Origin of the sequence: Corynebacterium hesseae (genome assembly GCF_037850265.1) — a bacterium.
Classification (GTDB): domain Bacteria; phylum Actinomycetota; class Actinomycetes; order Mycobacteriales; family Mycobacteriaceae; genus Corynebacterium; species Corynebacterium hesseae.
The window spans coordinates 2,533,168-2,548,247 of sequence record NZ_CP137211.1 but is presented as its reverse complement, the minus strand read 5'-3'; the positions used below and the strand labels follow the sequence as shown (position 1 = coordinate 2,548,247).

9 protein-coding genes are annotated in these 15,080 nt (G+C 64.6%); 3 read left to right on the top strand and 6 right to left on the bottom strand.

Annotated elements, in window-relative coordinates; all coding sequences use genetic code 11:
- The first annotated feature begins 79 nt into the window (after nucleotides 1–79).
- The 3 genes from R3O64_RS11880 (at nucleotide 80) to R3O64_RS11870 (ending at nucleotide 8,466) form a co-directional block, all read left to right on the top strand.
- On the top strand, nucleotides 80–1,939 hold the full coding sequence (locus tag R3O64_RS11880) for a FadD32-like long-chain-fatty-acid--AMP ligase (protein ID WP_339016984.1): 1,860 nt from the start codon (nucleotides 80–82) through the stop codon (nucleotides 1,937–1,939).
- Between the two features lie 210 nt (nucleotides 1,940–2,149).
- The gene (locus R3O64_RS11875; protein WP_339016983.1) at nucleotides 2,150–6,922 is read left to right on the top strand and encodes a type I polyketide synthase; all 4,773 of its coding nucleotides are present in this window, start codon (nucleotides 2,150–2,152) and stop codon (nucleotides 6,920–6,922) included.
- Nucleotides 6,919–8,466, top strand: a complete 1,548-nt coding sequence (locus tag R3O64_RS11870) for an acyl-CoA carboxylase subunit beta (RefSeq protein ID WP_046647588.1) — start codon at nucleotides 6,919–6,921, stop codon at nucleotides 8,464–8,466. Before R3O64_RS11875 ends, R3O64_RS11870 begins: the two co-directional genes overlap by 4 nt.
- A 269-nt stretch (nucleotides 8,467–8,735) precedes the next feature.
- On the opposite strand, the gene R3O64_RS11865 is transcribed toward R3O64_RS11870, so the two are convergent.
- From R3O64_RS11865 to trmB, 6 genes are all read right to left on the bottom strand, one after another.
- Nucleotides 8,736–9,749: an HNH endonuclease signature motif containing protein gene (locus tag R3O64_RS11865; RefSeq protein ID WP_143336114.1), complete on the bottom strand. Its 1,014-nt coding sequence runs from the start codon at nucleotides 9,747–9,749 to the stop codon at nucleotides 8,736–8,738.
- A 127-nt stretch (nucleotides 9,750–9,876) separates the two neighbouring features.
- Nucleotides 9,877–10,224, bottom strand: a complete 348-nt coding sequence (locus R3O64_RS11860; RefSeq protein WP_070562261.1) for a DUF3054 domain-containing protein — start codon at nucleotides 10,222–10,224, stop codon at nucleotides 9,877–9,879.
- Nucleotides 10,225–11,235: a YbhN family protein gene (locus R3O64_RS11855; RefSeq protein ID WP_339016982.1), complete on the bottom strand. Its 1,011-nt coding sequence runs from the start codon at nucleotides 11,233–11,235 to the stop codon at nucleotides 10,225–10,227.
- Nucleotides 11,232–13,580 (bottom strand): MMPL family transporter, encoded by a 2,349-nt coding sequence (locus R3O64_RS11850; RefSeq protein ID WP_339016981.1) that lies wholly within the window; start codon nucleotides 13,578–13,580, stop codon nucleotides 11,232–11,234. The genes R3O64_RS11855 and R3O64_RS11850 overlap by 4 nt, the downstream gene beginning before the upstream one ends.
- A 7-nt stretch (nucleotides 13,581–13,587) precedes the next feature.
- On the bottom strand, nucleotides 13,588–14,199 hold the full coding sequence (locus tag R3O64_RS11845; protein ID WP_339016980.1) for an NYN domain-containing protein: 612 nt from the start codon (nucleotides 14,197–14,199) through the stop codon (nucleotides 13,588–13,590).
- Nucleotides 14,199–14,972, bottom strand: coding sequence for a tRNA (guanosine(46)-N7)-methyltransferase TrmB (trmB, locus tag R3O64_RS11840; RefSeq protein ID WP_339016979.1), 774 nt, complete (start codon nucleotides 14,970–14,972; stop codon nucleotides 14,199–14,201). The genes R3O64_RS11845 and trmB overlap by 1 nt, the downstream gene beginning before the upstream one ends.
- Nucleotides 14,973–15,080: the final 108 nt, after the last annotated feature.

The window sequence follows — 15,080 nt, the reverse complement described above, 5'->3', positions numbered from 1 at the left end:
CCTTCTGATATTTTTAATGTCAAAAGTACGTGAAGCAGGGGTATGTGCCCCGCTCTACCCTACGAAGGAGCTTTCCCACATGGACTTGAAAGCCTTGATCGGCCAGTTCTTCGACGAGAAGGGCAACATCGCCCTGCCGCCCCACCTCACGTTGGCGGGCCTTGCTGAACACGTCTATGCCGCGGAGCAACAGGCGGGTATCCCGGACCGCCCGGTCATGCGCCAATGGGTCTATAGCGATAACCCGGAGGGAACGCCGCGCGATGTCACCCGATCCCAGGTCAATACCCGCATCAAGGCAGTGGCTGCGCGCCTGCAACAGGTAGGCAAGATGGGGGACCGCGTGGCGATCCTCGCGGGTAACTCCCCCGAGTACATCTTCGGCTTCCTTGGCGCGATGTACGCGGGCATGACCCCGATCCCGCTCTATGATCCGAACGAGCCCGGCCACACCGACCACCTGCGGGCGGTCTTTGGTGACGCAAACCCGTCGATCGTTCTGACCAATAACATCTCGGCCGCGGCGAACCGCGCATACTTCTCGGACCGCCCGGCGGCCGAGCGCCCGCGCATCATCTCCATCGACTCCCTGCCGGATTCCCTGGCGCAGAGCTGGGTGAACCCGCTGGAGACCGAGGAAGGCAAGGCGGCCCTGGCCGCGCTGCAGACCGCGCCGGTGGACCACCCGGCCTTCCTGCAGTACACCTCCGGCTCCACCCGGACACCTGCGGGCGTGCTGCTGACTAACCGCAACATCATGACCAACGTGCTGCAGATCTTCACCGCGGTACAGATCAAGCTGCCAGCGCGCGTGGTGTCCTGGCTGCCGATGCACCACGATATGGGCATCATCCTGGCGGTCTTCGTGACGATTCTGGGCCTCAACCTGGAAATCATGACGCCGCGTGACTTCGTACAGCAGCCCAAGCGCTGGATTGATCAGCTCAAGCGCCAGCCCATCGATGAGCAGCTGCAGGGAACCTATGCCGTGGTTCCGAACTTCGCCCTTGAGCTTGCCGCGCGCTATGGTGCCCCGGCCGAGGGAGAGAAGCTGGACTTCAGCAACGTCGACGGCATCGTGATCGGTTCGGAGCCGGTCACCGAGTCCGCGGTGAATTCCTTCTGGGAGACCTTCGGTAAGGAAGAGTATGGCCTGCGCCGCGATACCCTGCGCCCCTCCTATGGCATGGCGGAGGCCTCCTTGATCGTCACCACACCGCAGACCCTGGAGCGCCCGATTATTTCCCACTTCGACCGTGACCGCTTGGCCGAGGGGGAGGCGGTCATCGTAGAGAAGTCCGCGGACTCCGTGGCCTATGCCTCCTGTGGCCAGACCGTCGTGGCTCAGCACCTGACCATCGTGGACCCAGAGACCAAGGCCGAGTTGCCGGATGGCCGAGTGGGCGAAATCTGGCTCCACGGTGATAACCGCGCGGCCGGTTACCTGGACCGCGCGGAGGAAACCACCTCGACCTTCCACAACACGCTGGGGGAGCGCCTGAAAGAGGGCTCCCGCGTGCCGAATGCCCCGGAGGACAATAACTGGTTGGCCACCGGTGACCTCGCGGCAATCGTGGATAACCAGCTCTACATCACCGGTCGCCTCAAGGACCTCATCGTGGTCGCAGGCCGCAACCACTACCCGCAGGACATCGAGGGCACTGTGCAGGAGGCCTCGGGCCACGTGCGTGCGGACTCCATCGCGGCCTTCTCCGTGGAGGGCGGCAGCACCGAGGAGCTCGTCTTGCTCATCGAGCGCGCCGATGGCGCCAACCCGGCCGATGACGCCGCCGCGTCCGAAGCCATCCGCTCCGCGGTCTCCGCGAACCACGGCGTGACCCCGGCGGTCATCCAGTGGTTTAACGCAAACGAGATCAAGCGCACCTCCTCGGGCAAGATTGCCCGCCGCGTGGCCAAGAAGATCTACCTCGCTTCCTAAAGCCCACGCCGCTTAAACCCCCGTTCCCGCGCTACTGCGGGGCGGGGGTTGCTGCTGCCTGTGGGTATGTCGGTTATGAAACCCAAGTTAACAAAGTGAGATAATTGGTCGATAACCCCTATGTACGCTTCGACGTGCGCGTTTTCGTGCTGCGCAAAATCGAATGCAGAGTTAGATATTTTTTAGTCCGCGTAAGAAAGCTAGAGATTTATGACCGTTGAAGAGCTTCGTGGCTGGTTGCGCACCTGGGTTGCGCAGACCACCGGCCTGTCGGCAGAGGAAATCACGGACACCAAACCGCTGGAGAATTTTGGGCTGTCCTCGCGTGACGCAGTGGTTCTTTCCGGCGAATTAGAAAACCTCCTCGGCATTAAGCTCGAGCCCACCGTGGCCTACGAGTACCCCACCATCGCGCAGCTGGCTGAGCGCCTGGTCAACGGTGCAGCCGCTGCAGGGGAGAGCGCACCGAAAGAGGCGTCGCCACGCCCGGCCACCATCGCGGGCGGTGACATCGCCGTCATCGGTTACGCTGGCCGCTTCCCGGGCGCTAAGAACGTTGATGAGTTCTGGACCATGCTCGTCGAAGGCCGCGCTGGCACCGGCCCGCTGCCTGTCGGACGCTGGTCGGAATACTCTTCCGATCCCATTACCAGCGAGAAGATTGAGCAGCAGAACACCGACGGTGGCTATATCGAGGACATCGCTTCCTTCGACCCCGAGTTCTTTGGTCTCTCCCCGCTGGAGGCGGCCAACATGGACCCGCAGCAGCGCATCCTCATGGAGGTCTCGTGGGAGGCCCTCGAGGACGCCGGCGTACCCGCCAACCAGCTGCGCGGCACGGCCACCGGTGTCTACATGGGCTCCACCAACAATGACTACGGCATGCTCATTACCGCCGATCCGGCCGAGATGCATCCCTATGCCATGACGGGTACGTCCTCGGCGATTATTGCCAACCGTCTGTCCTACGCCTTCGATCTGCGCGGCCCTTCCATCAACGTGGACACCGCGTGCTCCGCCTCCCTCGTGGCGGTCAACCAGGCGGTCAAGGACCTGCGCGTGGGTGCGGCTGATACGGCACTCGCCGGCGGCGTGAACATCCTGGCTTCACCCCACGCCTCCATCGCCTTTAGTGAGCTGGGTGTCACCTCTCCCACCAGCGCCATCCACGCCTTTTCCGATGATGCCGATGGCATCGTCCGCGCGGATGCCGCGGGCGTGCTCGTGCTCAAGCGCCTCGAGGACGCCGAGCGCGATGGCGACACCATCCATGCTGTCATCAAGGGCACCGCGGTCAACTCCGACGGCCACTCCAACGGCCTGACCGCCCCCAACCCGGAGGCGCAGGTCGACGTCCTCGAGCGCGCCTATGCCGACGCCGGCATCCGCCCGCAGGACGTGGACTACGTCGAGGCCCACGGCACCGGCACCATCCTCGGTGACCCCATCGAGGCCACCGCGCTCGGCCGCGTGTTGGGCCCGGGCCGCCAGGCCGCGAACCCGACCCTGCTGGGTTCTGCCAAGACCAACATCGGCCACTCCGAGTCCGCCGCCGGCGTGGTGGGCCTCATCAAGGTCATCGAAGGAATGCGCCACGGCGTCATCCCGCCGAATATCAACTACGCGGGCCCCAACCGCTATATCGATTTCGACGCCGAGCACCTCGAAGTGGTCGAGGACCCGCGCGAATGGCCCGAATATTCCGGCCAGAAGGTCGCGGGTGTTTCCGGCTTCGGCTTCGGCGGTACCAATGCGCACGTTGTGCTGACTGACTACCGCGGGCTCACCCACCAGGACACCCCGCAGGTCGCCATCGGCGAGGGCCAGCCAGTGGCCCTGCCGGTCTCCGGCCTGCTGCCCTCCCGCCGCGCCGCAGCGGCTTCCGACTTGGCGGACTATATCGAGGCAGAGAACCCGAACCTGCTTTCCCTGGCCCGTACCCTTGCGCGCCGCAACCATGGGCGCTCGCGTGCGGTAGTGGTGGCGTCGTCCAGCGAGGAGGCCGTCAAGCGCCTGCGCCAGGTTTCCGAGGGGACCGTCTCCGTGGGCATCGTCGCCGCGGACTCTCCCTCCGTCCACGGCCCCGTCTTCATGTACTCCGGCTTTGGCTCCCAGCACCGCAAGATGGCCAAGGACATGATTGAGATTTCGCCGCTGTTCAAGGAGCGTCTGGAGGAGCTCGACGCCATCGTGCAGCACGAATCCGGATGGTCCATTCTGGAGCTGGTGCACGACGACGCCCAGACCTATAACACCGAAACCGCGCAGGTGGCCATCACCGCCATCCAGATCGCGCTGACGGACCTGCTCGCCACCTTCGGCGTGCGCCCGGCCGGCGTTATCGGCATGTCCATGGGTGAGATCGGCGCGGCCTATGCTGCGGGCGGCATCACGGCGGCCGACGCCATGCTCATCGCCTGCCACCGCGCGCGCCTCATGGGAGAGGGCGAGGCCTCGCTTCCCGACGATCAGCAGGGCGCCATGGCCGTCGTCGAGCTCTCCGCCGAGGAGATTGACGCCCTGCCGGGTTCCATCGAACCCGCCGTGTACACCGGCCCGGGTATGACCACCGTGGGCGGCCCGCGCGAGGAGGTCCTCGCGCTGGTGGAGCGCCTCGAAGGCGAGGGCAAGTTCGCCCGCGCGCTCAACGTCAAGGGCGCGGGCCACACCTCCGCCGTCGACCCGCTCCTCGGTGAGCTCTATGCGGAGATCGCTGGCATCGAGACCCGTCCGCTACACACGACGCTCTTCTCCTCCGTGGACCGCGGCAAGGTCTACCGCCCCGGTACGGTGCTGCACGATGAGGATTACTGGATCCGCATGACCCGCAAGCCCGTCTACCTGCAGGACGCAGCGGAGGCAGCCTTTGCGGCGGGCCACATGCAGATCGTTGAGATTTCCCCGAACCCGATTGCGCTCATGGGCCTGATGTCCACGGCCTTTGCTGCGGGCAAGGCGGATGCGCAGCTGCTCTATAGCCTGAAGCGCAAGGTGGATCCCACCGAGTCGCTGTTGGATCTGCTGGGCAAGCTCTACGTCGCGGGAACTCCGGTGAACTACACTAAGGTCTTTGGCTCGGGCGCGCTTGTCGCCGCCCCGCATACCCGCTTCCGCCGCCAGCGTTTCTGGACCAACGCTCGTCCCTCGTCGGGTGTGTCCGGCCTGCCGGGCGCGCGCGTGACGCTGCCGGAGGGCGCGGTGGCGTTCTCCACGAACGCTGACCAGGCGCCGAGCGCGCTGGCCATCCTGGAGGCCGCCGCCGAGGCCGTCACCCCGGGCGCGCACATCGCGGCGAGCGAGGAGCACCTGGATCTGCCCGCGAAGGGCGAGGTCACCACCATTGTTCGCCGCACGCTGGGCGGGCTGTCGGTGGCGGTGCACTACGTGGATGGAGCGACCACCAAGCTTGTTGCGGAAGGTTTTGCCTCGACCCTTAACCTTGCAGAACCCACCCCGACGGCCGAGCCGAGCCTGCCGCAGGCCGTGACCGCGCCGCAGTTTGCTGACCCCGACGTAGGGGTCGACGCCGTGCGCTGGGACCCGGAGAAGGAGAGCGTGGAGGAGCGCTTGGCGCTCATCGTGTCGGAGTCCATGGGCTACGACGTCTCCGATCTCCCGCGCGAGCTGCCGCTCATTGATCTGGGCCTGGATTCGCTCATGGGCATGCGCATCAAGAACCGGGTGGAGAATGACTTCCAGATTCCGCCGCTGCAGGTGCAGGCGCTTCGCGACGCCTCCCTCGCCGACGTCATCACCATGGTCGAAGAGGCCGTGTCCGAGCAGCCCGATGCCGCAACCGCAAGCGCCGACGCGACCGCCGACGCACCCTCCGCGCTCACCGAGAGCGACGACACCACCCCAGACGCCTCCGCGGTGAGCGCGAAGGGCGGCGAAGGCGTGGGCGTTGCACCGCGCGATGCCTCCGAGCGCATGGTCTTCGGCACCTGGGCCACCTTCACAGGTACGGCCGCAGCCGGCGTGACCTCCGCGCTACCGCAGGTCAGCGATGAGGTGGCAGAAAAGATTGCCGAACGCCTCACCGAGCGCGCTGGCATCGAGGTCACTGCGCACCAGGTCCACGAGGCCGAAGCGCTGGAGAACCTGGCGGACCTCGTCCGCGAGGGCCTGGAGACTGAGGTCGAGGGCAATATCCGTGTCCTGCGCGAGGCCGATGGCCCCGCCGTCTTCATGTTCCACCCGGCCGGCGGCACCACCGTGGTCTACCAGCCGCTGACCCGCCGCCTGCCTGCCGACGTCGCCGTCTACGGCGTCGAGCGCCTCGAGGGCAGCCTGGAGGATCGCGCCGCCGCCTACATCGAGGACATCCTGCACTACGCGCGCGGCCGCAAGGTCGTGCTTGGCGGCTGGTCCTTCGGCGGCGCGCTGGCCTATGAGGTGGCCTACCAGCTGCAGGAGCGTCAAGCTCGCGGCGAGGATACTGCTGAGGTTGCCTTTATCGCTCTGCTGGATACCACCCAGCCGGCTAACCCAGCGCCGAAGACACTGGAGGAAACCAAGGCCCGCTGGGGGCGCTACGCCGCCTTCGCCAAGAAGACCTATGGCCTCGACTTCGAGCCGCCCTACGAGATGCTGGAGACCGTGGGCGAGGATGCACTCATGGCCATGCTCGCGGAATTCCTTAGCTCCACCGACGCCTCTGAGCACGGCCTGTCCGCCGGCGTGCTCGAACACCAACGTGCGTCCTTCGTGGATAACCAGATTCTGGGCTCGCTGGATATGGGACGGTGGGCGTCGGTAAGCGTGCCCGTCATCCTCTTCCGCTCCGAGCGCATGCATGACGGCGCCATCGAGCTCGAGCCTGCCTATGCGGAGATTAACCCGGACGGTGGCTGGGGCGTTATCGTGAAGGATCTGGAGATTGTGCAGCTGCCGGGCGACCACCTGGCGGTTCCCGACGAGCCCGCAATCGGTATCGTGGGCAAGCACATGGAGGAATGGATCGAGGAGAAGATTCGGAAGTGACTAGCACCGCTGACAAGCTAGCGGACCTACGCGAGCGCCTCGAACGCGCCCAGGATCCCGGCAGTGAACGCTCCCGGGCGCGCCGCGACGAGGCTGGGCGTTCGACTCCGCGCCAACGCATCGCCGCGCTTCTCGACGAAGGCTCCTTCGTCGAAACCGGCGCCCTGGGCAAGACCCCCGGTGACCCGGATGCGATTTACTCCGACGGCGTGGTCACTGGTCACGGCCGCATCAATGGCCGCCCGGTGTGTATCTACGCGCACGATAAGACCGTGTATGGCGGTTCCGTGGGCGTGACCTTTGGTAAGAAGGTCACCGACATCATGGATTTGGCCATCAAGATTGGCTGCCCGGTTATCGGTATCCAGGATTCCGGTGGTGCGCGCATCCAGGACGCGGTGACGTCTCTGGCCATGTACTCCGAGATTGCCCGCCGCCAGCTGCCGCTATCTGGCCGTAGCCCGCAGATTTCCATCATGATGGGTAAGTCCGCCGGTGGTGCGGTGTATGCGCCGGTGACCACGGACTTCATCATCGCCGTCGATGGTGAGGCGGAGATGTACGTGACGGGCCCGAACGTGATCAAGGAGGTCACGGGCGAGGAGATTTCTTCCCACGATTTGGGCTCGGCCCGCCAGCAGGAGCTCAACGGCAACGTGTCCGTCGTGGTGCCCTCGGAGGATGAGGCCTTCGACATGGTGCGCGATTTGCTGGACCACCTGCCGCTGACCTGCTTCGACGAGTCCCCGGTCTTCGATGCGCCTACTGATGACGAGGTGGCTGAAGACACTGAGCTGGATTCCTTCATGCCGGATGACACGAACGCCGGCTACGACATGATGGACCTGCTCACGCAGCTTGGCGACGACGACGATCTCATCGAAATCCAGGAAAACTACGCCCCCAACGTCATCACCGCCTTTGGCCGTATTGATGGCAAGGCCGTGGGTTTTGTGGCCAATAACCCGATGCACTCGGCGGGCTGTATCGATGCGGATGCCGCCGATAAGGGCGCGCGCTTTATTCGTATTTGCGATGCCTACAACATCCCGCTGGTCTTCGTGGTGGATACGCCGGGTTACCTGCCGGGCGTGGACCAGGAGAAGGCGGGCTTGATTCACCGTGGCGCGAAGTTCGCGTTTGCGGTGGTAGAGGCCACCGTGCCGAAGGTCTCGCTGATTGTGCGCAAGGCTTATGGCGGCGCGTATGCCGTGATGGGTTCGAAGAACCTGACCGGTGATATCAACCTGGCGTGGCCGACGGCCCAGATTGCCGTGATGGGCTCGGCCGCCGCCGTGGTCATGATTGCGGGCAAGCAGCTCGAGGCCGCCGAGACCCCGGAGCAGCGCGCCATGACGAAGAAGATGTTCATGGACTTCTACGACGAGACCATGACCGCGCCCTATGTCGCCGCGGAGCGCGGCTACCTCGATGGCATGATTAAGCCCTCCGAGTCGCGCTTGGCCCTGCGCCGCGCGCTGCGCCAGCTTGCCGATAAGCAGGAGAAGGACCTGCCCAAGAAGCACACCATCTCCCCGCTCTAGCGTCGTTTAAACCCGGCGGCGGGCGAAGAAGGCCTGCGGATCGCGCTGAATTTTGTGTCTCGGCGTAACATGTGAGCCTGTTTTATCCGATAAGCCTAAAGACTAGGAATTCAATCAAAGGAGAAACCCAATGCTCTCTAGCGTTCTTGACCTCAGCGGTGACATCATCAACCTCGTCATCATGCTGCTCAACCAGGCCGGCGTAGACGTTTCCGCGCTGAGCTCGAAGTAAGCCAGCGCTTCTAGCCCCTCCTTGCGGAGGGGCTTTTTTAATCCCAGACCGGGCTGGGTAGGGGGACTGGTGGTCCGCCGTCGGGAGGCAGCCACGCCATGCGGCCTTCGATGCGGTCGATGCGCCCGCGATACGTGGGGCGGGCGGGGTCATCGTCATTGATGGCGTTGTGGTACTTACATAACGGCACGAGATTGTCGAGGTTCGTCGGCCCGCCATCCTGCCACCTTCTGATGTGGTGCATTTGGCATTCCGCGGCAGGTCTTGTGCAGCCGAGCCAGGCGCACGTTGGATGCTCTGCGCTGAGCAGGATTCGTTGCTTATCGTTGGCGAAGCGGCTGCCGTAATACACATTGACCGGCCCCTCGACCGGGTGGAAGAGGGAGACGAAGCCACGCTCAGAAAACGTGGTGCGGAGGAACTCCGCGCCCGTCATCGTGCCGCCGTCGGTTGCCTGCAGAAGGATGTCATCGCCCTCGCCACGCACAATCTTGTCCAGCTGGTCGAGGCGCACAATGACGTGCGCATGCAACGCCGGCTTTGGCGCGCCGCTGCCGGAAAAGACCTCGTGGACTGCCTTGAGCAGGTCTTCTGATGTGGCTTTGAGCGTGCCTACCAGATTGGCAATCGCGCGCGGGCGATCCGTGATGATGAGCTTGTGCATGCCGCCCGTACCGCGTCGCACGCGGACGCCAGGAGTGGGCTCGGGTGTGAGCTCCGCGAGCCTGCGCTTCGCCACACGCGAAATCTCGTCTTCTGGGGTCGCACACAATTCCACTCGCAGGTCCCATGCTTGGCGCGAGTTCTTGACTCGCGCGACGTGTCGTTCAATCTGCAACAGCGTATCCAGCGCATGGTTCGTTTCCCGCGCGCGGCGCTGCTTGGCGCTGAAAGCAGTCTGGCCAAAATACACGCGGTGGAGTCCCTCGAGCTGCCGCGCCACGCGCGGCGTCGCGCCCAGCGCCAGCATGTCCTCGTGCGTGTGCCCTGCGCACAAGGAGACGACGTGCATGCCGCGAGCGAGTACCCCGAGTAAGTCCCCCAACTTCATGCCTCACACACTAAACCGCCCCTAACTATCCCGCAACCGGAACGCTAAACTCCCAGCTCAAACGTCCATTTGCAAGGGCGTAAAGGGGTGAAAGAAGGTCGACGGGTAACCGACTATGTCACAGATTCTAGGCGCGGGAGCGGGAAGCAAAGGCCGCGATGGCTCGCCAGCCAAAGAAGAACAGCGCCGACATTACGGTGGCCACGATGAGGAAGGACCAGTGCGGCAGGCGGCCGTTGACCAGCATCCACAGGGCCATACCGCCAATGATGGCGCTCAGCCACACGACGACGCCCTCCTTCCACAGGCCGCTCAGCTTCGTCGCCATGATGATGACCCAGCCCACGAGCGCGCCCACGGTCCATGGCCAGAAGGCATCAACCCACGAGCTAAAGCTCAGACCACCGTGCGCCAGGCGGGCGAAGATGGCGAAGAGGGCGAGAGCGAGGACGTCGATAAGCGGGGCAACGCGCATTTAGGATTCCTTCCGATTCAACGCCGCGTAAGAGAAGCCATCGCGGGCGTAGTGGGCGAAGTAGATGACCCATCCAATGATAGTGATGAGTGCAAAGGAAATAAGCCGGTAGATGATGGCTGCGGAGGTGGCGTGCACCACGGTCAGGCCCGTGGCCACCAGCGGGGTGATGAGCGCGGCCTCCACCGTGCCCACGCCACCCGGGGTGACCTGCGCGGAGCCGGCCAGCTTTGCGGCGAGGAAGGCCAGGGCCACACCGGCCAGGGTGGTGTGGTCGGCGTCGGCACGCAGCCACGGAATCTCCCCGGTTACCGCCCACACGGAGGCCCACAACGCGCCCATATCGGCCAGGCGGTGAACCAGCGACGCCCCAGCAACCACAGCAAAGGGGCCACGCGACAGGTGGACCTCGCCCAGGTTGCGGACTTCCTGAATCGCGCGGTCCCGCTTCGGCCCGGGCCGAAGCTTGCGCAGCCAGCTCTCAAGGGTCACCGGGTGCGAGGTCAGCCAGAAGATGCCGCCGAGCGCCGCGAGCATGAGGACAACCGTGGTGATAAGCGATCCCAGAGCCATATCCGCGTTGAGGAAAAACACCCCGCCGAGCCCAATGAGCGCGAGGAACATCGAGCTAATAATCGAGGACAGAAACAGGAAGTAGCTGCACAGCGCCACCGACGCGCCCCAGCGGCGTTGCACCTGGAAGGTGAGCAAGGCGGAAAAGGCAGGGCCCGCCGGCAGAGTCGTGGACCAGGCATTGGAGGCCAACGTGATGGCATAGGTTTCGCGCAGCGGCACCTTGACACCGCCCGCGCCGATGAGCCGCTTCATCACTTCTGCCATACCCGCGATGGAGAGCAGCGCGAAGAACACCACCAGCACCACGGGGAAAGGCTCGGCGTGGCGCAGGCGGCGCAATCCCTCGGAGATGAAGTCCAGCTGGTCGCGGAAGAACCACGCCAGCGCGGCCAGAATCAGCAGGGAGACTATCCAGGTCAGCCAGTTCTTCTTCATCGATCATCCGTGGAATTGAGGCGCTTGACCAGCTCGGAGAAGGGGATGAGCTCGGTGTCGGTGTCGGCGCTGCGGTCCCCGCGTACAGGAGCATCGCTTGGCGACGCCTCCTCAACCTGTTCTGCCGAAGTCACAGAGGAGTGGGGCGCGTCGTCCTGCGCAGCCGGTGCGACCTCTTCGTTGTTCAGCACTGGGGCGGTGGGCGCCGGCTCGGCAGCTGACGCAGTGGCCAGGGCCGGTTCGGCAACCGGAGCGTTGTCGCCGCCGAGGCGGTGGGTCAGGCGGGTGAGGAAGCGCGGGGCCCACCAGTTGTCCTCGCGCAGGAGGTGCATGACGGCGGGGACGAGGAGCATGCGGACGATGGTGGCGTCGATAAGCAGTGCAAAAATCATGCCGAAGGCGATGTACTTCATCATCACGATGTCCGAGAAACCGAAGGCGCCCGCGACCACAATCATGATGAGCGCGGCCGCCGTGATGATGCCGCCCGTGTGCGCGGTGCCCGCGGCGATGGCCTCGTCCGTGGACGCACCCCGGCGGCGGGCCTCCACCATGCGCGAGACCAGGAAGACCTCATAGTCCGTGGACAAGCCAAAGACGATGGCGATGATGAGCACCAGAATCGGGCTCATCAGCGGACCGGCGGTGTAGTTGAGCAGGCCGGAGCCGAGGCCATCGACGAACATGAGCGTCAAAATGCCCAGCGTCGCACCTAGCGAGAGCAGCGTCATGATGATGGCCTTGAGCGGCAGGATGAACGAGCCGAAGACCAGCGCCATGAGGATGAAGGTGGCCAGCACCACGTAGAGGGCCATCCAAGGAAGGGTGTCGAAGAGCGCGTCGAGGGACTCGACCTCCATGGCCGGGGTGCCGCCTACATAAAGCTCCACGCCGTCGGGTGCCTCAATGTTCTCGAGCTCGTGGACGATTCGTGCGTAGTCCTCGCGGTCCTGGATACCGGCGCCGAGGACGGTGGTGCCGTCGACGGTCGCGGTCTTCGGGCCCATTGGCTCGGTAAGGCCTTGGATGGAGCGGGCTTGCATGACGACGTCGACAAGCTGCTCATTCGTCGCGTTCTTCACCACCAGCTTGACCGGCTCGGTGCGGAAGGAGGGGAACTGCTCGTTGAACTGATCCTGCGCCACGCGCGCGTCTTGGTTGGGCGGCAGGTAGGTCTCGTTGATACCGCCGAATTTCACGCCCAGCACCGGCAGGGCCAGCGCGATGAGCAGGGCGCAGATGGCGGTGGTCATTAGACCCGCGCGGCCCATGGCCCAGCGTGGCATCCGGTACCACCACGTGTCCTCGATGCGGCGCCCGCGCCGCGAGGTCTTTCGCACAGTCCACTTATCGATATTGTGACCCAGCATGCCAAACAACGACGGCAGCACCGTCACCGACAGCAGCGCTGCCAGGCCGACGGCGGAGATGGAGCCGTAGGCCACGGATTTGAGGAAGGCCTGCGGGAAGAGGAAAAGCCCGGAGAGGGATACGGCCACCATGGCGGCGGAGAAGACCACGGTCTGGCCGGCGGTGGCGGTGGTGATCGCCACGGCCTCCTTGGTATCGCGGCCCTTGTCCAGCTCCTCGCGGAAGCGCGAAACCATGAACAGGCCGTAGTCGATGGCTAGGCCCAAGCCCAGCAGCGTGACGACGGCTTGTGCAAACACGTTGACCTGTTGGAAGCCCGCCAGGATGGACAGAATTCCCAGCGAACCCAGGATGGACAGGCCACCCACGACGAGCGGCATGAAAGCCGCGACGACGGAGCCGAAGACCACGAGGAGCAGCAGGCCGACGAGCGGCAGGGCAGCCTTCTCCGCGCGGGAAATGTCCTTGGCCATGCCCTCGTCCAGTGCATCGGCCACCGCGGTGGCGCCCGCCACCTGCACGGGCACGTCGGCAGCGTGCAGCGAATCTTCGATGGCGCGGAAGTCCTTGAGCGTTTGCTCGCCGTCACCTTTGAGTCCGATGGCGGCAAAGGCCGTGGAGTGGTCCTGCGTGATGAGGTTCGGGTTGCGCTTATCAAAGTAGCTGGTGATGGAGTCGATCTGCTCCGGGTACTGGGCCTGCAAGTCCTCGAGGAAGGCCTTTGCCTCGGCGGTGTGGGCGTCGGGGTCCTCGAAGAGCAGGATGACGTCGCCGGAATTGTCCCGGCCGAACGTCTCCAACTCGATCTGTGCCGCGCTTGTCGACGCCGCCCCCGGATCCTCCCAGCCCTCCTGGCTCATGCGCTCCTCGAGGCGCGTGCCGAAGCCGAAGAAGAGGCCGAGGATGAGCCCGACGATGATAAGCGGGATGACCTTGCGGTGGGCATAGGAAAAACGGCCCCAAGAATAAAACATGCGGCTCCTAACTCTGCTTGGGCGCGCGGTCCGGCAGCAGCGCGGACAGCGGACGGAAAGGCTGCAGCCAGGCGCCGCCTGGAGGCAGGTTGTCCAGGTTCACGCGCGGCAGCGGTTCGCGGAAGACACCCTCGATGTCTTCGAGGTCGACGAACTCGATATCGGGATGGGTCAGCGCCCAGGAGGTGTGCTCGTGGAATCCAAGCACGCAGGTGGGCAGGCCGGAAGCGGAGAGCTGCTCAAGCAGGTGCTGGAAGTTCTGGCCGTCGGCAGAAGCCACGATGACACCGGAGAGGTTCTCGCGGTTGGCCTTGATGTATTCGACCATGTCGGGGTCGACATCATCGTCCTCGTGGAGCTTTGGCTTGGCAAACACGGCGAAGCCGACGTTGCGGATAGCCTCGACCCAGGGGCGGATGACGTCGGCGCCGCCGGGGCTGACGTTGGTGAAAACGGCGGCCTCAGGGGTGGCGTCGTTATCGAAGGCCAGGTCCACCAGCCAGCGGCCGATGGCGTCGAAACGCGGGCGGTAGGCGGCGGTGGGGCGCCCCCCGAGGATGGCGCCGAGCCCCATGTCCATGTTGGGTGCGTCCCACACCAGAAGGTAGGTTCCGGCCATTACTTCTTCTCCCACAGGTACTCGGTGATGACGTGTTCCTTATCCAGGCCTTTGCCCTCAAACTTGGTGATGACCTGGCGGTCGGTGAGGATGGGGCACTCCGGCCAGGGCCAGCCCTTGTAGTCGAGGGAAGGCTCGACCTCGACGAGCTCATTAATCCACTCGGCGTAGCCGGCGTGGTCGGTGGCCACGTGGAGCACGCCGCCGGGTTTCAGGCGGGAAGCAAAAAGATTGAGCGTGCCGGATTGGATGATGCGCCGCTTGTGGTGGCGGGCCTTGGGCCACGGATCCGGGAAGAAGATGCGGATGCCGTCGAGGGACTCGGGCGCGAACATGCGCATGAGAACCTCGATACCATCGCCGCGGACCATGCGGATGTTCTCAATATCGTTGCGCACGATGGAGCCCAGCAGCTTGGCCAGGCCCGGCTTGTAGAGCTCGACGGCGATGATGTTGGTGTCCTGCTCGAGTGGCGCCATGGCTGCGGTTGAGGTACCGGTGCCGGAGCCGATCTCGACGATGGTCTTAGCTCCCTCGCGGCCGAACCAGGCGGGGATGTCGAGGGGTTCGTCGGCAAGCAGGCGCCCCAACCTAGGCCAGTTCTCCTCGAAGAGGGCGTTCTGGTTGTCGGTGAGGGTGCCGCGACGGAAGGTCACGTTGCCGAGGCGTGGGTAGTCCAAATCATTGTTGAACTCGGCGTTGAAATCCGTCTGGAGGCCGCGGCCGTGAGGCATCTGCGCGGCGGGATTTTGGGAAGAGTCTGCGCTATTCATCAGTTGACATTGTTCCCTTAAGCAGGGGTGAGGGGCAACGTGCCGCGCCGTGGAGGGTGGAGGGGCACCTCGGTGGAGGCCACACAGGACGCCGTGGGGGTAGCGGGA